Origin of the sequence: Flavobacterium sp. (genome assembly GCF_036782315.1) — a bacterium.
Taxonomy (GTDB): domain Bacteria; phylum Bacteroidota; class Bacteroidia; order Flavobacteriales; family Flavobacteriaceae; genus Flavobacterium.
The window spans coordinates 144,977-162,569 of the sequence record NZ_DAIPZK010000001.1 but is presented as its reverse complement, the minus strand read 5'-3'; the positions used below and the strand labels follow the sequence as shown (position 1 = coordinate 162,569).

Annotated in this window: 18 protein-coding genes; 11 read left to right on the top strand and 7 right to left on the bottom strand. The window is 31.8% G+C overall.

Going from position 1 to position 17,593, the window contains the following annotated elements; translation table 11 throughout:
- Nucleotides 1-7: 7 nt before the first annotated feature.
- Complete coding sequence (locus tag V7P59_RS00665) at nucleotides 8-2,797, bottom strand: carboxypeptidase-like regulatory domain-containing protein (RefSeq protein WP_333807672.1); 2,790 nt, start codon at nucleotides 2,795-2,797, stop codon at nucleotides 8-10.
- A 139-nt stretch (nucleotides 2,798-2,936) separates the two neighbouring features.
- Between V7P59_RS00665 and V7P59_RS00660 the strand changes: the two genes are divergently transcribed.
- The 3 genes from V7P59_RS00660 (at nucleotide 2,937) to amaB (ending at nucleotide 6,417) form a co-directional block, all read left to right on the top strand.
- Nucleotides 2,937-4,061, top strand: a complete 1,125-nt coding sequence (locus tag V7P59_RS00660; RefSeq protein WP_333807671.1) for an endonuclease/exonuclease/phosphatase family protein — start codon at nucleotides 2,937-2,939, stop codon at nucleotides 4,059-4,061.
- Between the two features lie 95 nt (nucleotides 4,062-4,156).
- Entirely contained in the window at nucleotides 4,157-4,693 is a 537-nt protein-coding gene (locus V7P59_RS00655) for a 3-hydroxyanthranilate 3,4-dioxygenase (RefSeq protein ID WP_333807669.1), read from the top strand.
- Between the two features lie 173 nt (nucleotides 4,694-4,866).
- A complete protein-coding gene (gene amaB / locus V7P59_RS00650) occupies nucleotides 4,867-6,417 on the top strand; it encodes an L-piperidine-6-carboxylate dehydrogenase (RefSeq protein WP_442902404.1) in 1,551 nt (516 codons plus the stop codon).
- Between the two features lie 131 nt (nucleotides 6,418-6,548).
- On the opposite strand, the gene V7P59_RS00645 is transcribed toward amaB, so the two are convergent.
- The 4 genes from V7P59_RS00645 to V7P59_RS00630 form a co-directional block, all read right to left on the bottom strand.
- Nucleotides 6,549-6,854: a hypothetical protein gene (locus V7P59_RS00645; protein ID WP_333807667.1), complete on the bottom strand. Its 306-nt coding sequence runs from the start codon at nucleotides 6,852-6,854 to the stop codon at nucleotides 6,549-6,551.
- Between the two features lie 69 nt (nucleotides 6,855-6,923).
- A complete protein-coding gene (locus tag V7P59_RS00640) occupies nucleotides 6,924-7,499 on the bottom strand; it encodes a PhnA domain-containing protein (RefSeq protein WP_333807665.1) in 576 nt (191 codons plus the stop codon).
- Nucleotides 7,500-7,617: 118 nt separating this feature from the next.
- Entirely contained in the window at nucleotides 7,618-8,115 is a 498-nt protein-coding gene (locus V7P59_RS00635; RefSeq protein WP_333807663.1) for a DUF6646 family protein, read from the bottom strand.
- 33 nt (nucleotides 8,116-8,148) lie between these two features.
- Nucleotides 8,149-8,883: a metallophosphoesterase family protein gene (locus V7P59_RS00630; RefSeq protein WP_333807660.1), complete on the bottom strand. Its 735-nt coding sequence runs from the start codon at nucleotides 8,881-8,883 to the stop codon at nucleotides 8,149-8,151.
- Between the two features lie 141 nt (nucleotides 8,884-9,024).
- On the opposite strand from V7P59_RS00630, the gene V7P59_RS00625 reads away from it, so the two are divergent.
- The 5 genes from V7P59_RS00625 (at nucleotide 9,025) to V7P59_RS00605 (ending at nucleotide 12,497) form a co-directional block, all read left to right on the top strand.
- Entirely contained in the window at nucleotides 9,025-9,231 is a 207-nt protein-coding gene (locus V7P59_RS00625) for a hypothetical protein (RefSeq protein ID WP_333807658.1), read from the top strand.
- Nucleotides 9,232-9,246: 15 nt separating this feature from the next.
- Nucleotides 9,247-9,432 (top strand): hypothetical protein, encoded by a 186-nt coding sequence (locus V7P59_RS00620; protein WP_333807656.1) that lies wholly within the window; start codon nucleotides 9,247-9,249, stop codon nucleotides 9,430-9,432.
- A 45-nt stretch (nucleotides 9,433-9,477) separates the two neighbouring features.
- Entirely contained in the window at nucleotides 9,478-11,484 is a 2,007-nt protein-coding gene (locus tag V7P59_RS00615; RefSeq protein WP_333807654.1) for an ATP-binding protein, read from the top strand.
- Nucleotides 11,485-11,536: 52 nt separating this feature from the next.
- Nucleotides 11,537-12,181: a response regulator gene (locus V7P59_RS00610; RefSeq protein ID WP_333807653.1), complete on the top strand. Its 645-nt coding sequence runs from the start codon at nucleotides 11,537-11,539 to the stop codon at nucleotides 12,179-12,181.
- 94 nt (nucleotides 12,182-12,275) lie between these two features.
- On the top strand, nucleotides 12,276-12,497 hold the full coding sequence (locus V7P59_RS00605) for a hypothetical protein (RefSeq protein WP_333807651.1): 222 nt from the start codon (nucleotides 12,276-12,278) through the stop codon (nucleotides 12,495-12,497).
- Here V7P59_RS00605 and V7P59_RS00600 read toward each other — a convergent pair.
- On the bottom strand, nucleotides 12,494-13,633 hold the full coding sequence (locus tag V7P59_RS00600) for an ATP-binding protein (protein WP_333807649.1): 1,140 nt from the start codon (nucleotides 13,631-13,633) through the stop codon (nucleotides 12,494-12,496). The genes V7P59_RS00605 and V7P59_RS00600 overlap by 4 nt on opposite strands.
- 49 nt (nucleotides 13,634-13,682) lie before the next feature.
- Nucleotides 13,683-14,552 carry an aldo/keto reductase gene (locus V7P59_RS00595; protein ID WP_333807647.1) on the bottom strand — a complete coding sequence of 290 codons (870 nt, stop codon included), beginning with the start codon at nucleotides 14,550-14,552 and terminating at the stop codon, nucleotides 13,683-13,685.
- 115 nt (nucleotides 14,553-14,667) lie between these two features.
- Here V7P59_RS00595 and V7P59_RS00590 point away from each other — a divergent pair, with 115 nt between their 5' ends.
- From V7P59_RS00590 to V7P59_RS00580, 3 genes are all read left to right on the top strand, one after another.
- Nucleotides 14,668-15,477 (top strand): DUF4382 domain-containing protein, encoded by an 810-nt coding sequence (locus V7P59_RS00590; protein WP_333807645.1) that lies wholly within the window; start codon nucleotides 14,668-14,670, stop codon nucleotides 15,475-15,477.
- Nucleotides 15,478-15,644: 167 nt separating this feature from the next.
- The gene (locus V7P59_RS00585; RefSeq protein ID WP_333807643.1) at nucleotides 15,645-16,649 is read left to right on the top strand and encodes an AAA family ATPase; all 1,005 of its coding nucleotides are present in this window, start codon (nucleotides 15,645-15,647) and stop codon (nucleotides 16,647-16,649) included.
- Between the two features lie 76 nt (nucleotides 16,650-16,725).
- On the top strand, nucleotides 16,726-17,592 hold the full coding sequence (locus V7P59_RS00580) for a DUF58 domain-containing protein (protein ID WP_333807642.1): 867 nt from the start codon (nucleotides 16,726-16,728) through the stop codon (nucleotides 17,590-17,592).
- The last annotated feature ends 1 nt before the right edge of the window (nucleotide 17,593 follow it).

Below are 17,593 nucleotides of genomic sequence, written 5' to 3'. Positions count from 1 at the left end.
CAATTTTTTAGAAGTTAATATAGAAGTTAACAAAGAAAGTTCTTCCGTAACCATAAAAATATTTAGGTCCAAAAGCACGTGTTCCACTTACTAAATCTTGTTGTAAATCTGGGAAAGTAGCTTTACGAGATTGTTCGAAACCTCCTGTTTTGTAAGTAACATCTAAAACATTATTAACAGAAGCAAAGAAACCTACAGTATTTCGGTTTGCTTTACTAATTCTCCATGATTTTCCTCCAGTTAAGTTTAAGATAGAGAAACTATCAAATTTTTCTTGTTTTAATACTCTTCTAACTTCATCTTCCGTAGCTCCAGGATATGAAGCTCCAGTAGCTGGGTCAATACTAAAGTTATCAGTTCTTAAAATGTTTGAAACGTCTAAATATGAATCACCTAAATAGTTGATGTTTGCACCTACCCACCAGAAGTGAGGGTCTCTATACTCTAGTCCAAAAGAGGCAGCAGTTTGTGGCATACCTGGTTGGCGGTAATCTTTGATGTACACCTTCCCAAAATCTTTAATAGGATCTTGTCCTAAAGCAGCTAAACCATCATCGTTAGTTTTTAATTTAGCATTATCGGAATAAATATACTGACCATAAGATGCCGCAGCAGTTACTTTAATTGTTGAAGTAAGTTGGTACTCTAATCCTAATTCAACACCCATATTTTGTTTGTCTAAACCAGTAACAATTTCACTTACGAAAGCATCTTCATCACCTTCATTGTCTCCGATGTTTTCTGCATAGAAAAATGAAATCTCGGTTGAATTGCTAATTTTTGAATAGAATCCTGTTAATCTACTTTTGAATTTTGGAGTTCTAATAATGTAGCTACCATCAGCACTTACAATAGATTCACTAACTAAATCTGGAGTAATATTATTGTTTAAACGCGCATTTGAAAATGAGTTTCTCAATGTTGGCGCTTTTGTCATATACATACCATTGAAATCAAATAAATGTTTTCCTGTTAGTTTGTAAGTTAAACCTCCTTTGAATCCAAAGTTTTCAAAAGTTACGCTTTCTCCTTTTCCATAAGAATTGTCAGCATAAATTCCGTTTCTGTAAAGACCTTCTCTTTGATATTCTGTTCTAGAAAAAGATTGTGCTAAATAGAAATCAGCTTTGTCATAAGTAAATTTAAACTGAGTAAATCCATCGAAAGTTAAAGCGTGTAAAAGATAATTATAACCATAAGTATCACCTTCTACAACTTGTCTATTAGGGTTGTTTAAATCTGTTTGAGCAGCATTTCCAGCAAAGAAAGGATCAATGTCTAAGAAAAATTGTCCTCCTAATAAATCCAATAAGTTTTGATGATTATGTGATCTTAATTTTCTGAAGTTAGCAGCAGCAGTTAAACTGATGTTATCTGATAAACTTGAGTTTAATATTGAATTAGCACTTAAAAGATTGTCGTCTGTTCTATCTTCGTATAAAGCATAAATACTTCTTCCTGGATTAACACTGTTTTGGTTAGCTACATACATGGCATTCCAATCAATTTGTCCGTTTGCCAAGAAGTTAGCTCTTGCGATACCAGCTTGAGTATAATCTGGTGCCCAAACCCCATTGTTATCAAATTGATTCAAATAATAACTTGGTAAGTTTCTGTAGTAAGTTGGATCTGGATTATTTCCACCTTGAAAATCTAATCTTGAATTCCCTATTTTACCTGTTTGAAAAGCAACGTTAGTATTTAAAGTTGTCTTATCTGTAATTTTCCAGTAATGAGATAACATAGTCATTGGTTCTTCAATGTCTTTATCTCTTGAATTACGTTTTTTACCATCTTGCCATCCCCAATAAGAGTTGTATCTTACTCCTTTTAAATCTGTTACTTCTTGAGTATTAGGAGAAGATTTACCTCTACTGTTTTGAGCGTAAATTGAAGTTAAGTTCAAACTATGTTTGTCGTTAAATTTCTTTTCAACACTTGCAAATAATGAATTTGCAGCGTAATCAGTACCTTCAAAATAACCTTCTTCTGCCCATCTTCTTGATGCAGAAACTACAAATGCCCATCCGTCTTTATTCATTCCAGATGCATGCGTACCCATCATTCTCCAACTATAGTTGGTGTTAGTTCCCGACATCGAAATTCTAGTTCCAGGACGGTAGAAAGAAGCTCTTGTGTTAATTTCTTGAGTTCCTAATGCGTTACCAAAAGTGTAATCAGATGGTGCAGAACCCATTGTAAATTCTTGATTACGAGTTGCGTCATTTAAACCACCCCAGTTACTCCATTGTGGTCTTCCATCGTATAATTTATTCATAGCGATACCATTAATCATGGTAACTCCATATTCATTATCTAAACCTCTAATTCTAAAACGAGCTAATCCCCAGTTAAAAGCGGCTGCTTGTTGATAAGTGTCTCTTGACGCTTGTAATAATCCAGAAGTACTTTCTGAACCACTGTTGTCATCGCCTAAGTCATTTTCAGTGATTGTCACTAAACTTAATTGTTGTTCAGAGGTGATATCTTCTTCTAATAAGATTACCCCTAAATCGATTGTTTCACCTGTAAAAGGTTCTAACATTAATGTTTGTTGGTTGTACCCTGGAGTTTTGATAACCAATACTTGTTCACCTGAAGGGATTGTTTGAAAAACAAACGAACCATCAAAAGTGGTAAGAACTGTTTGGTTTGTGCTCTGAATTACAGCCACAACATTTTGTAATGGTTTTTGACTTTTAGCATCGATTACCTTACCTTTCAAGGCCGGATTTTGCTGTGCAAAAACAAAAACAGCTTGCAGCACTAACAAAGTGCTTAATACAAGTTTTTTCATAAAGAATATTATAATTAATACATATTTAACGTTAAGTAGTTACAAACTTAACAGCCTACAAATGTATAACTTTTAATAATATTATTTACCTTTGGCACCCAATTTGTAATAAACTTGATATTAATATAACATTCTTTTTATGAAAATTAAACATCTATTCTTGGTTTTTGCAGTTGTTTTTTCAGTAAACAAAGGCTTTTCGCAGGATAAAAAATTTAAGGTACATACCGTAGCTTTTTACAATTTTGAAAACTTATTTGATACTATTAATGATCCAGATACTTTTGATGAAGAGTATACTCCTGCAAACGGATGGACTAAAAAGAATTATAATAAGAAATTAGATAACTTAAGTAGAGTTCTTATTGAATTAGGCACAAGTGAAAGTCAAAAAAACTCACCAGTTATTATTGGTGCATGTGAAATTGAAAACAGAAGAGTTCTAGAAGATTTAGTAAAACACCCTGTTCTTATTAATAAAGGATACAAAGTAGTACATTTTGATTCTCCAGATAAACGTGGAATTGATGTGGGTTTTTTATATCAAGAAAAACATTTTCAACCTACTAGTTACATCAATGTGCCTTTATATGTTTATGAAACGGAAACTACAGTAGATAAAAAGGATAAAAAGTCAAAAGAAGAAGAAAAAGAAGTTGAAGAGAATGTAAACTATGATAAAAAAACTAAAAGAATTTACACTCGTGACCAACTTTTAGTAACAGGTCTTCTAGATGGAGAAGAAATTAATGTTATAGTTAACCACTGGCCTTCTCGTTCAGGTGGTGAAAAAAGAAGTAGCCCTTATAGAGAAGCAGCGGGTAGATTAAATAGAAAAATTATGGATTCAATCATTAAAATTAATCCTAAAGCTAAGTTTATCACTATGGGAGACTTAAATGATGGCCCTTATAATAAATCGGTTAAAGAAGGTATTGGTGCAAAACTTAAAAAAACGGAATTAAAAGAGCCTAGAGATGTTTACAATCCTTTTGAACAAATGCAAAAAGACGGACATGCAACGCTTTTTCACAGAGATGCAGGAGATATCTTTGATCAAATTATGGTGAGCCAACAATTAATTCCAGCAGACAATAATGATTATGGTTCCTTTAAATATTGGAAAGCGGGAATTTATAACAAGCCTTTTTTAATCCAAAAAACAGGTCAATGGAAAGGCTATCCATTGAGAAATCAAAATGGAGTTCCTGGATTTTCTGATCACTTCCCGGTTTATATTTATCTAGTTAAAGAAGTGAAGTAATTTCAACGATAATAATTTAATAAGGTTAGTTTGTAACAAAATGAACAGCTAACCTTTTTTCTTTTTAGTAACTTTACCTTTTTAAATTCAAAAAGATGGCAATAGGAAAACCGTTTAATTTACAAAAGTGGATTGAAGACAACAAAGGCTTATTAAAGCCACCTGTAAGTAATAAGAATTTATACATAGATTCAGAAGATTACATTGTAATGGTTGTGGGTGGACCCAATGCGCGAAAAGACTATCACTACAATGAAACAGAAGAATTATTTTACCAATTAGAAGGTGAAATTACCGTTTATATTCAGGAAGATGGTGAAAAGAAGGCTATGAAATTAGGTCCGGGCGACATGTATTTGCATCCTGCTAAAGTTCCACATTCTCCTGCAAGGACAGAAGGTTCTGTAGGTTTGGTAATCGAAAGAAAGCGTGCCGGAAAAGGATTCAACGATGGTTTGTTGTGGTTTTGTGACAATTGTAATCATAAATTACATGAAGTCTATTTTGAATTGCACGATATTGAAAAAGATTTTCTACCGCATTTTAATACGTTCTACAATTCGGAAGAAAAAAGAACTTGCAAAAAATGTGGTACTGTAATGGAAACGAATCCTAAGTTCACAAAAAAGTAACACAAGGTTAAGCAATGGTTTTCAAAAAGTTTCACAAAAAATAATCCGTGATAATCTGTGAAATCCGTGGCAAAAAATAACACTAAGATTGAACTCTTGTGTTCCTTGTGGTTAAAAAATATATTTTCTATCTTTGAAAAAAATTTAACAAAAACTGAATAAAAAGTTATAAAATGATATCTGAAGCAGCAATTCAATTTGGTATGCAAGAAGCTTTGCAACAATTAGGAATTAAAGAAATTAACGAAGGAACGTCAACAGGTTCAAAATGGTTTTCTAACGGGAAAATCATTGAATCTTATTCACCAGCAACAGGTGAGTTAATTGGAAAAGTAAAGTCTTCTACAAAAGAAGACTATGAAACTGCAATGCAAGCAGCAACTGAAGCTTTCAAAACATGGCGTTTGGTTCCGGCTCCAAAAAGAGGGGAAATCGTGCGTCAAATGGGAGAAGAATTGCGTAAACATAAAGAAGCATTAGGAAAATTAGTGTCTTTTGAAATGGGTAAATCGTATCAAGAAGGTCTTGGAGAAGTTCAGGAAATGATTGATATCTGTGACTTCGCTGTAGGTTTATCGCGTCAATTGCACGGATTAACGATGCACTCTGAGCGTCCAATGCATAGAATGTATGAGCAATGGCATCCGTTTGGAGTGGTTGGAATTATTTCAGCTTTCAACTTCCCAGTAGCGGTTTGGTCATGGAACTCTATGTTAGCTTGGGTTTGTGGTGACGTTTGTATTTGGAAGCCAAGTTCAAAAACACCTTTATGTGGTGTAGCGTGTCAAAACATCATTCAAACGGTATTAGAAAGAAATAATTTACCAGAAGGAATCAGCTGTTTAGTAGTGGGTAACGAGTCTGGAGATTTAATTAACAATGACAAGCGTATTCCATTAGTATCTTTTACAGGTTCTACTAGAATTGGTCGTCACGTATCTCAAGTAGTTGCGTCTCGTTTTGGAAATACTATTTTAGAATTAGGTGGAAACAACGCAATTATCGTTTCTAAAGAAGCGGATTTATCAATGGTATTGGTAGGAGCAGTATTTGGAGCGGTAGGAACAGCAGGTCAACGTTGTACTTCTACACGTAGATTAATTGTTCACGAAAGTGTTTACGATAAAACATTAGACGTTTTAGCTAAAGCGTATGCACAGTTAAAAATTGGAAATCCATTAGATGCCAACAATCACGTGGGACCACTTATCGATAAAGGTGCCGTGCAAGATTACTTAAACGCTATCGAAAAAGCAAAAGCTGAAGGCGGAAGAGTTATTGTAGAAGGTGGTGTTTTAGAAGGGAAAGGATACGAAAGCGGTTGTTATGTAAAACCATGTATTATCGAAGCTAAAAACGAGTTTGAAATCGTGCAACACGAAACTTTTGCTCCAGTATTATATGTAATGAAATACAGCACAATTGAAGAAGCTATTGAAATGCAAAATGCAGTTCCTCAAGGATTATCTTCTTCTATCTTTACTAACAACATGAGAGAAATGGAATTATTCCTTTCTGCTGCGGGTTCTGATTGTGGTATTGCTAACGTAAACATTGGAACTTCTGGTGCTGAAATTGGCGGTGCTTTTGGTGGTGAAAAAGAAACAGGTGGTGGCCGTGAATCAGGTTCTGATGCATGGAAAGCTTACATGAGAAGACAAACTAATACCATTAACTACGGAACAGCGTTACCATTAGCACAAGGTATTAAGTTTGATTTGTAAAATTAAGTGATTAGTTACTTTTTGGATATAGAAAAACCCTGCAATTGCAGGGTTTTTTGTTTTGATAGTTCTTAAAGGAATTTGATTAGGAGCTAACGAGTATGTAGTTATTAGAAAATTTTCGTGTATTATTATTTTTTACTTTTAATAGTTAAGAATAATTTATAATTTGAATTTTCTTTTCTGTAAACATACATTTCTCTAGATTTTGATGGTTTTACAATAGAATCATTTATTTTTATGTCATACCCTTTAGTTAACATAAAATTCGGACTATAAAATGTGTCATTAATCAATATACTTCCATTATCTCTTATTTTTATTTTTGAAACAATAAAGTTATATTGATTAATATTATCTTCTCTTGTTTTTGTGTAATTTCTTAAAAAGAATAAAATAAACAATATGATAGCCAAACCTAAAATTATCTTTTTCATAATATTATTAATAATTTAATTCATTTAAAACGTTTAGCTATTTTAATTGCCACATCGGCAAATTGAAAATTACTTCGTTTTCTTAACGTACTGTGTTAAAATGTAAATACTTTGGTTTTCCACTCTACCTTCAATAAGGTTAGCGTCGTCCCAAACTAATTTAATGTTGTGTACGGCAGCACCACGTTTTGCAGTAAAGGTTGCGCCTTTTACATCTAAATCTTTAATCAACACTACTGAGTCGCCATCTTGTAAAACAGCGCCGTTACTGTCTTTATGTACAATTTTGTTTTCGTCTTCTTCTTCGCCTTCACCTGTTGCTTTTGCCCATTCTAAGGCTTCTTCATCTAAGTACATCATGTCAAGCAAATCGTTATTTTTCAAACGGGCTAACATGCGCCAAGATAAAATTTGAACCGGCAAATGTTCGTTCCACATACTTTCTGATAACCCTCTCCAATCGTTTTCATTCATGGTTTCTGGGTTTTCAATTTGGTCTTTTAAATGTTTAGCAACTAAAACCGAATGTTCTAAACTTTCTGCAGTGTGAGGTGGCAACGTGTACACAACTAAATCATGTTCGGTACCACTAATTTCGCAAACTGAACCACTGCGGTCTTTCAGTTTTTTTTCTATTACACTCATTTTGAATGGATTTTACGTAAATAAATAATTGGAAGCAAAGGTATAAATTGTAATAAAACAGCATAAAAAAAAGCAACTTTTTTACGAAGTTGCTTTAAAATATATTGTAAAATGAATTTTAAAAATTAAACGAGGCTCCAATATGCATAACAAATTGGTTATTAAAATGTTCAAATCCAGTTACGTTATTATCATATCGAGCTAGTGGAGCAGTGCCTTCGGCGTATAATCCAAATCCGTTAGAAAAGAAATAACGGAATCCTAAATGTGCACCAAAATTACGAGTTCCTAAGTTCAATCCTGGATAAACATCTGCTTTTGGGTTTAACCCTAAAACACTTCCAATATTGGCATTAAAGCGAAATTTAATATCGGCTTTGTCTTCAAAATCGGCATTAGTTCCAGCAATCTCATCGGTATTTAATAAATAAGTGGCTGCAAAACCATATGACATATTTTCGCCTATTCCAAAGTCGATAGTTGAGGTAATTCCTGTGGCATGATCTTGAAGATTTATACCTACTTGCAATTTTTTATCTCCTTTTCCTCTAAAACCTTGTGCCCAGTTAATCTGAGTACTAAAGATTAAGATTAAAACAACAACAATTTTTTTCATAAAAACTTATTATATCTAACAAAGATAATGATTTTAATTTCTACCGTTTTCATGAGGGTATAAATCTGGTAAGGCATCACTTTGCCAAAATTCTTTCGTATCGATGTCCATAATCGTAAGCTTTCCTTTGAAAGCCGCACCAGTATCAACATTCCAAACGCAGGCTTTGTTTACGGGCTTTGTCTCATTTATTTTTGTGACCGGTGTATGCCCAATATAAATTTCATTATAAAGTGTCAAACGATTAGGATACGTTATGTTATCTTTTGAAAGATGAGGATCAAGTGCTAACACCATTTCCCAAAGTGTCCTGTCCCAATAAAAAAGTGGTTTGAAATATTCATAATCAACGCCTTTCATATTGGTAAAACCAGCGTGAATAAATAATCGGTTATTATCATCTAAATAATAATCTTGTAACGATTGTAAAAAATGGATGTGCTTTAACTTAGTAATTGCATCACAATTTTGATAGGATTTTACTGTTGCTTCTCCGCCATGTTGAAACCACAATTTTTCATCAAATTTCTCGTTATTACCTAATAACCAATCTAATAAAAGTTCGTCATGGTTGCCACGGATAAAAATACAAGGTTGTTTTTTTTGCAATTCAATTAAAAAATCTAAAACAGCAGGCGATTCGCTCCAACCATCTACAAAATCTCCTAAAAAAATTAAGGTATCATTTTGAGTAATTTTTGCTCTTTCTAAAACTTGGTGAACTGCTTTTAGTCCGCCATGAATATCTCCCAGTACGAATTTTCTCATTTATATGTATAATTTCATTCAAATTTTAACATAAACTGCAGAAAATCTACAGCAATATATCTTTTGGCTGTCTCTAATTTTGTTTTAAACAGAAAAAAACAAATTTAAACAACAAACAAACTCACTTAAAATCAAACAATTATGAAAAATTTATTACAATTATTCGCTTTCGTGTTAGTAAGTTCAATCCTTTTCTCATGTACTACTGATGAGTATGATGCAGCACTTGAAGAAAGTGTAAAAGTAACAGAAAATATTCAAAATATACAATCTAAGGAAGGAGATGGAGAGACTCCTCCTCCGACTGTAGAAGAAACACAACCAGTTATTGTTATAAAAAAAGATTAATTAAAAAAAAAGATTATGAAAATTGCATTCGAAGTATTAAGTATATTTTTTATTAGTATTTTGTTTTTACTAAATATATCAAACAGAAAAGCTGTTAAATATAATGAGAACAATAAGGAAATTTCCAATGATATTCAACACAACTTTTCAAAAGAGATTGATTACAAAGCCACACCAATTATTATTGTTAAAAGAGATTAACAATCATAATTTAGTGTTATTTTTGTTTGGAAACAAAAGATAGTATTGAAACAAATAATCATTGTAGTTTTAGTGTTTTTATTCATCGGTTGTAATTCCGATGTGGATAAGTCTTTTTCAAATGAAAAGTTAGAATTTTATTTTAACGAAGCATACAATACAAATTTATCAAATCAAAAAAGAGAAAAGTATGTTGATTCAGCTTTAAAAATTGTTGAAAAGCAAAATGATAAAGATACATTAAAGACAAAAAATTATTTTAAAGTTGCTAATCGTTATTTTATGCTTTTAGAATATGAAAAGTATAAGCAGGTAACAAAAAAGATATTATCAATTAGCTTACTAAATCAAGATACACTTTCTCTTGCAAAAGCTGAATATTATTTAGGAGATTATTACTTTGCATTATCAAAGAATGATAGTGCATATTATTATTTTTTGTCAGCCGAAAAAAAATATAAAACGACTAAGGATAAATCTAATTTAGCGAATACAATTTTACATAAAGCCTATATTCTCTTGTATGAAAAAGATTTTTTGGGAAGTGAAACAGAAACTATTAGAGTTCTAAATTTAGCAACTAAATTAAATGATAATTCTTTAATTTATGAATGTTATGTGAATTTAGGAAGTTCTCTTTTAGGTCTTGGAAATTATAATAAAGCATTAGAATATCATCAAAAAGCATTAAAACAAATTGAGTATGTTGAAGATCCAAACTATCATTCAATATTAAAAGCTCAAACTTATAACAATATTGGATTTGTTTATTTATCAACAAGTGATTTCGCAGAAGCAATAAAAAATTTCTCTCAAGGTTTAAAAATAGATAATATTAAAAATCAACATTTAGTTTTATATGCTGCATTACTCGATAATTATGCATATTCAAATTTTAAAAACAAAACCAGTTATAATGAGACAGATTTTATAGAATCTTTAAAAATAAGAGATAGCATTAATGATATTGCGGGTAAAATCAATAGTAGAATCCATTTAGTAGAATATTATTTATCAAAAAAAGATACTTTAAAAGCAATACAATTAAATGATGAAGCGAATCGTTTAGCAAAAGAATCTCATTATAACAAAGAAGTATTAACTACGCTTGATTTTTACACCAAATTAAAACCAAAAGAAGGATTAAAATACGCTAAAGAATACATCAAACTTAACGATAGTTTACAACAACAAGAACGACTAACCCGAAATAAACTAGCACGTATAGAATTTGAAACGGATGAAATTATTGTAGAAAAAGAAGCTATATCTAATCAAATTAAAGTTATTTTAATTTCGTCTTTGCTTATTTTTTCTTTTGGAATTTTATTTTACATCATTCTTTTTCAACGAAGTAAGCACAAAGAACTGCTTTTTAATCAAGAGCAACAAAAAGCTAATGAGGAAATTTATAAGCTTATGTTAGACAAACAAGATGAGATTGATGAAGTTAAAAAGAAAGAAAAATTGCGAATTTCACAAGAACTGCACGATAGCATTATGAATAAATTAGCAGGAACCCGACTCAATTTGTTCATTTTGTCAAAAAAACGAGATGATGAAACCATACAAAAGTGTTTAGAACATATAAATGGGATTCAAAATATTGAAAAGGAAATTAGAACCATTGCGCATGAATTACACAACGAATCATTTTTAACAAAAGGAAGTTTTCGTAGTTTGTTAGAACAATTATTGCAAAATCAAAAAGAAACCTATCAAACCGAATGCGAATGCAGTATTGATGAGGAAGAAACGTTTGAAACGATATCGGCTCAAGTTAAAATGAATGTTTATCGCATTATACAAGAAATATTAAATAACATCAACAAACACGCAAACGCTTCTAAAATTTCGGTAAGTTTATACATCAAAGAAGGTTTTTTATATTTGCATATAGCCGATAACGGAATTGGTTTTAAAGTTTCGAAATTAAAATCAGGAATAGGATTAAAAAATATGGACAGCAGAGCTGAAGCTATTAATGGAAAATTAACTATAAAGTCGGAAAAAAACAAAGGCACATCAGTTCGTTTAAAAGTTAAATTATAAGACAACTTCTTAATACCCTACTATTTTGGAAAATAAAAAGCTAAATATTTTAATGATTGACGATCATCCTTCAATGATTGAAGGATATAAAAGTATCCTTTCGTTTAATGATTTGGATTTTGAAATTCAAGTTACTCCAGCTTACAATTGCGAAAGTGCTTATTATTTAATTACCGATATCCAAACCAAACCGGCTTATGATGTTGTTTTTATCGATTTAAGTTTACCTGCTTTTCCAGAACAAAAAATTTATTCAGGACACGATTTGGCAGCTTTGGTTCGTTTGTATATGCCTAGCTCTAAAATCATTATCTTAACGTCTCATATTGAAGCTTTTGTGCTTTATAAAATTCATAGAGAAATTGAACCCGAAGGTTTTTTAGTTAAAAGTGATTTCACCGCAGAAGAACTTTTAACAGCTTTCAATCAAATAGTAGCCGGAAATAAATATCGAAGCAGAACAGTTCAGCAAAATATTAATGATTTAATGGCAAATGATTTTTTATTAGATGAACATTATCAGCAAATCATAACGCTGTTGGCACAAGGAATTAAAACCAAGAACATGCCCGAATATATTAATATTACGGTTAGCGCAATAGACAAAAGAAAAGCCCACATAAAAGAGTTTTTTAATATTGAAAAAGGTTCAGACGAAGACATTATTAAAGAAGCGAAAAAAAGAGGTTTGATATGAAATTTTAACATAAACTGCAGAAAATCTACAGCAATCCATCAAAAAAGCGTTCTTACATTTACATTGTAATTCTTTAATAAATAATAGGATGAAAATGCACACAAAAATACTTTTGGTTTTGTTGTTCTTGAGTTTAGTATGGCTTTACACCGTAATCGATTTAACTTACAACACGCTTTTTTTTGAAAGCAACACTATTTTATCAAAGTGTATTGGATATCATGCTCAATTTGAGTTGATTTACATTTTAGGTGTTTTTCTTTTTATATCGTATTTGGCTTTAATCTTATTTTTGAAAAATAAAAAATGGTCTTAATCATATTTCATTTTTCTTAAAATACGCATTACTTCTTTAAAAGCAATATAAACTAAAGGGTTTTCTATTGTTTTTAAAAGAGGTTTAGCATCAATGAGTTTTTGTTTGGCTTCTTCAAAACCATTCAAATAACAAATCATTAAAATGTGCGGAACATTTTCTAAATCTCTTTTTTCTGTTGCTTGCAAAGGCAATCCTTTGTTAAGTTTATTCAGTAATGCAATATTCGAATTGTAAATGTGATGCAACATTTTCCGATTGTATTGTGGAGGCTCAAATAACATTTCTGAATTCATTTTGTAGTAGCCATTATCAAAAAAAGTTAAAGTTACTTTTTCAAACGGATAATAACTGGTTTTGTCATTTAATCCTAAGGTTATGTATTCGGTTATTACAAAACTGTTTTCGTCATATTCAATACTAACTTCATCTAATGCCGAGTAAAACAATTTTACTTGTTCGTTGACTAATTCAATATCTACTCTTGAATAATATACTTTATCTCGAATTTTCTTCTTGTTTCCAGCCCAGCAAACCACAAATAATTCTTTAAAAACTTTGTACTTGGAAGGCAAATCTTTATGGCGATTATTAATAAAATCTAAAACACTTTCTAAAGTATGTTCTATGCTGTTGCGCGAACTATTTTCAATGCTTATAACCGTTTCAACATTCTGCTTTGAATACGGAATTTTCTCTGTAGTAGGAGAAGTATTACTTCCTTTTCTTACAAAGTAGGTATTCGCCTCAATAGTATAAATTCCTTTTTTAAAATAAGAAGTTTTTGATTTGGGTTTAATCGTCACTAAACCTACCACTTTATCTTTTGGAAGATTAGGAAAAGGAACATTTTCATATTGAATTTTAGGAGGATTTTCTAAAAAAGCATTTACTAAATTTTGAATTCGGCTATCATCAAAAAAATCATCACCAACGATTTCATTCGTTTCGTCTTCCACACCAACAACGATATAAGAATTATTACTCGGATTCGAATTGGAAAGCGCACAAATATGTTTTAAAAACTTAGCTTTTCCTTCTTTGGTGTGTAAATTCAATTGACGCTTCTTATCATAAAAACTGTTCTCATCATGATGAGCTAAAAGATTTTTGATAAGAAGACGCTTGTTTATCATTTTTCAATTGAATATTCTGAACACTATTAACCGAACACTGAGCACTAATCTAAGGCACTCTATTTCCCATACTTTCTGCCCAAATAGCAAACCAATCTTGTTTGTCTAAAACTAATGATTTGGCTTTCATTAATTGTTGAATTCTTCCCGAATTAACTGTTCCTGCAACAGGTATAATTCCGGCAGGATGTTGCATAATCCAAGCTAATAAAATAATGTCGGAACCTAAATGATATTTCTCTACTAATTTAGCTAAAAGCTGACGTAATCTAAAAGTTTGGTCTGTGTTTTCTCTAAAAACCGTTCCTAACGGATTCCAAGCCATAGGTTGAATATTATGAATTTGCATGTAATCCAAACTTCCATCTAACATAGCTTCATGATGAGTGGCTGAAAATTGCACTTGGTTGAAAGAAATTTCAGTTTTTTGACGTAATAGTTCGGTTTGTGATGGTGTAAAATTAGAAACGCCAAAGGATAAAATTTTTCCATCAGCTTTTAATTTTTCAACCGCTTCTGCAATTTCATCTGCTTGCATTAATGGACTTGGGCGGTGAAGCAAAAAAACATCCAAATAATCCGTTTGTAAATTTTTCAACGAATTTTCAGCTGACCAAATGATGTAGTCTTTGGAATATTCGTAATGTTTAATCAAATTATTAGGACGATTTTCAGAAACATACTGAATTCCACATTTTGTAATTAATTGGATTTTTTTGCGATCAATTTTACTTTCAGCAAGTGCTTTACCAAAAGAAGCTTCTGTTGTGTAACCACCATAAATATCGGCATGATCAAAAGATGTAATTTTATTTTCAATATACAGATTTATCAAATGCGCCATTTCTGTGCTACTTAGGTTTTTGTCCCAAATACCCCAATTCATTGTTCCTGCGATAATTCTTGACAAAGTTTTCATAAAGTTTATTTTTTTGTGTTAAAGTTTATAATAAATAATTGATAATGCGTTGTTTATATGAAATTAATCGGTGTCATATCGACATTATGAATATACTAATTTAAACATTTGTCCCATGAAAAATTTAAAAAAAAATTTATTTCGCTTTTTTTCAATTCTTGTGCTTAGTGTTTTTGCATTAAGCTGTTCTGATTCGGATGAAAATACGGCAGGAACTTCAAGAATTAAAGTAGGTATAACCGATAATCCAGGCGATTATGATGCAGTTAATATTGAAATTCTTGATGTAAAAATAAAGAATTCAAATGCAACAGATGAAGACGATTGGATAAGTATTGGAATTGCTAATCCAGGAGTATATAATCTTCTTGATTTAACAGGTGGAGTTACCGCTTCTTTGTCTGATAGTCAAATTCCATCAGGTTATTTAGGTCAAATCAGACTTATTTTAGGAGAAAACAATACCGTGGTAAAAAACGGCATTACTTATCCACTTAATACTCCAAGTGCGCAACAATCAGGTTTAAAGCTTCAAGTAAATCAAACGCTCGAGCCAAATTTTACTTATGATTTTTTAATTGATTTTGATGTTAATCATTCTATTGTGTTACAAGCAGGTGGCTCTGGAAATTACAATTTACATCCCGTTTTAAGAATAATTACAACGGCTAATTCTGGTTCTATTTCAGGAGCTGTTGAGGTAGGCGATTATCAAGTATTAGCATCCGTTATGGTAGGTGCCACTGAAGTAACAGCTCTAACCGATTCTCAGGGAGTATTTTATCTTCACGGAATTCCAGCAGGAACTTACACGCTTACATTAACTCCAGATCCTACATCAACCTTCACTCCTTTAGTGATAGAAAATGTTGTAGTAGTAAACGGAGTTAATACCGATATTGGCACGCAAACAATTTCTGACTAAATTGAAATAATTAAGTTAAAATATCATAAATTTCACAAAAAGGCAGCTACAACAGGTGGTTGCCTTTGTTATTTTAACCAATTATTAACAACAAACCACTATTTTTTTTTTCAATTTTGAAATGTTAAAATTTTGAACTTAATTGTACCTCGAAAAAAACATAAAATATGGAAGAAAATGCAACTGCATTAGACATTAGAGCAATCAATGAAAAAATAGAAAGAGAAAGTGCTTTTATTGACCTACTTACAATGGAAATGAATAAAGTTATTGTGGGTCAAAAACACATGGTTGAGCGATTATTAATCGGTTTGTTAGGTCAAGGACATATTTTACTTGAAGGAGTTCCAGGTTTGGCAAAAACCTTAGCTATTAACACACTTTCACAAGCCGTTCATGGTACTTTTAGCCGTATACAGTTTACGCCCGATTTGCTTCCAGCCGATGTGGTAGGAACTATGATTTATAATATCAAGCAAAATGATTTTAGTATCCGTAAAGGTCCAATTTTTGCCAACTTCGTATTAGCCGATGAGATCAATCGTGCACCTGCAAAAGTGCAATCAGCCTTGTTAGAAGCGATGCAAGAAAAACAAGTTACCATTGGTGATGAAACCTTTAAATTAGATAAACCGTTCTTAGTAATGGCTACACAAAACCCAGTGGACCAAGAAGGAACCTATCCATTACCAGAAGCACAAGTTGACCGTTTTATGTTGAAAGTGGTGATCGATTATCCAAAAATGGAAGAAGAGCGTCATGTAATTCGTCAAAACTTAAAAGGTGCTTTTGAAAAAGTAAACCAAGTGGTTTCGTTAGAGCAAATTTTAAGAGCGCAAGAAGCCGTTCGTGAAGTGTACATGGACGAGAAAATAGAGAAGTATATTTTAGATTTAATTTTTGCTACTCGTTATCCAGAAAAATATAAATTAGAAAGTCTAAAACCATTAATCAGTTTTGGAGCTTCGCCTCGTGGAAGTATCAACTTAGCAACTGCTGCTAAATGTTACGCTTTCATCAAACGCAGAGGTTACGTAATTCCTGAAGACGTTCGTGCCGTAGTATATGATGTATTACGTCACAGAATCGGAATTACTTATGAAGCAGAAGCTGAAAACATCACTACAGTAGACATTATCAGTAGAATTGTTAATGAAGTTGAAGTGCCTTAATTTTTTGTTTCAAGTTTAAAGTTTCAAGTTATAAAACCTGAAACAAAGAAAACCTGAAACCTGAAACAAAATAAAAATGGATACCAAAGAAATTCTAAAAAAAGTTCGAAAAATTGAAATCAAAACCCGAAGATTGAGTGATCATATCTTTTCGGGAGAATATCACACGTCTTTTAAAGGACGCGGGATGACGTTTTCAGAAGTACGTCAATACCAATTCGGTGACGACGTAAGAGCTATCGATTGGAATGTAACCGCACGCTATAACGAACCTTTCGTAAAAGTATTTGAAGAAGAACGCGAATTAACCATGATGTTAATGGTGGATATTTCGGGTTCGGAAAGTTTTGGAACTAAAAATCAGTTAAAACGTGATATGGTAACGGAAATTGCTGCTACATTAGCGTTTTCGGCTACTCAAAATAATGATAAAATTGGTTTGCTTTTGTTTTCAGACCAAATCGAATTGTTCATACCACCTAAAAAAGGAAAATCGCACGTTTTACGAATCATTCGCGAGTTAATCGAATTCGAATCGAATAGCAAAAAAACCGATTTATCGCAAGCTTTGAAATATTTATCTAGTGTTTTGAAAAAGAAAGCCATTGTGTTTTTAATTTCCGATTTCATGGTGAAAGATTACGAACAAACCTTGAAAATTGCTTCAAAACGTCATGATGTAACTGGAATTCGAGTGTTTGACCAAAGAGAAGAAAGTATTCCAAACATTGGAATTGTAAATATGATTGATGCTGAAACAGGAGAAACACTTTTAGTTGATACCACATCAAAAAAAGTACGAATGGATTACGAAAAATACTATCGTGAGAACGTCGATTATTTCAAGGATATTTTTTCAAAATGTGGAGCTGGAACGATTAGTTCAAGAGTGGATGAAAGCTATGTAACCAAATTATTAGGTTATTTTAAAGCGCGTAATTAAG

Coding starts and splice junctions, on each gene's coding strand:
- V7P59_RS00635 (WP_333807663.1), bottom strand. CDS start 8,115: ATGAAAAAAATTGTTGTTGTTTTAATCTTAATCTTTAGTACTCAGATT.
- V7P59_RS00625 (WP_333807658.1), top strand. CDS start 9,025: ATGAAAAATTTATTACAATTATTCGCTTTCGTGTTAGTAAGTTCAATC.
- V7P59_RS00655 (WP_333807669.1), top strand. CDS start 4,157: ATGGCAATAGGAAAACCGTTTAATTTACAAAAGTGGATTGAAGACAAC.
- V7P59_RS00640 (WP_333807665.1), bottom strand. CDS start 7,499: ATGAGTGTAATAGAAAAAAAACTGAAAGACCGCAGTGGTTCAGTTTGC.
- V7P59_RS00600 (WP_333807649.1), bottom strand. CDS start 13,633: ATGATAAACAAGCGTCTTCTTATCAAAAATCTTTTAGCTCATCATGAT.
- V7P59_RS00590 (WP_333807645.1), top strand. CDS start 14,668: ATGAAAAATTTAAAAAAAAATTTATTTCGCTTTTTTTCAATTCTTGTG.
- V7P59_RS00595 (WP_333807647.1), bottom strand. CDS start 14,552: ATGAAAACTTTGTCAAGAATTATCGCAGGAACAATGAATTGGGGTATT.
- amaB (WP_442902404.1), top strand. CDS start 4,867: ATGATATCTGAAGCAGCAATTCAATTTGGTATGCAAGAAGCTTTGCAA.
- V7P59_RS00605 (WP_333807651.1), top strand. CDS start 12,276: ATGCACACAAAAATACTTTTGGTTTTGTTGTTCTTGAGTTTAGTATGG.
- V7P59_RS00630 (WP_333807660.1), bottom strand. CDS start 8,883: ATGAGAAAATTCGTACTGGGAGATATTCATGGCGGACTAAAAGCAGTT.
- V7P59_RS00665 (WP_333807672.1), bottom strand. CDS start 2,797: ATGAAAAAACTTGTATTAAGCACTTTGTTAGTGCTGCAAGCTGTTTTT.
- V7P59_RS00580 (WP_333807642.1), top strand. CDS start 16,726: ATGGATACCAAAGAAATTCTAAAAAAAGTTCGAAAAATTGAAATCAAA.
- V7P59_RS00645 (WP_333807667.1), bottom strand. CDS start 6,854: ATGAAAAAGATAATTTTAGGTTTGGCTATCATATTGTTTATTTTATTC.
- V7P59_RS00585 (WP_333807643.1), top strand. CDS start 15,645: ATGGAAGAAAATGCAACTGCATTAGACATTAGAGCAATCAATGAAAAA.
- V7P59_RS00620 (WP_333807656.1), top strand. CDS start 9,247: ATGAAAATTGCATTCGAAGTATTAAGTATATTTTTTATTAGTATTTTG.
- V7P59_RS00660 (WP_333807671.1), top strand. CDS start 2,937: ATGAAAATTAAACATCTATTCTTGGTTTTTGCAGTTGTTTTTTCAGTA.
- V7P59_RS00610 (WP_333807653.1), top strand. CDS start 11,537: ATGATTGACGATCATCCTTCAATGATTGAAGGATATAAAAGTATCCTT.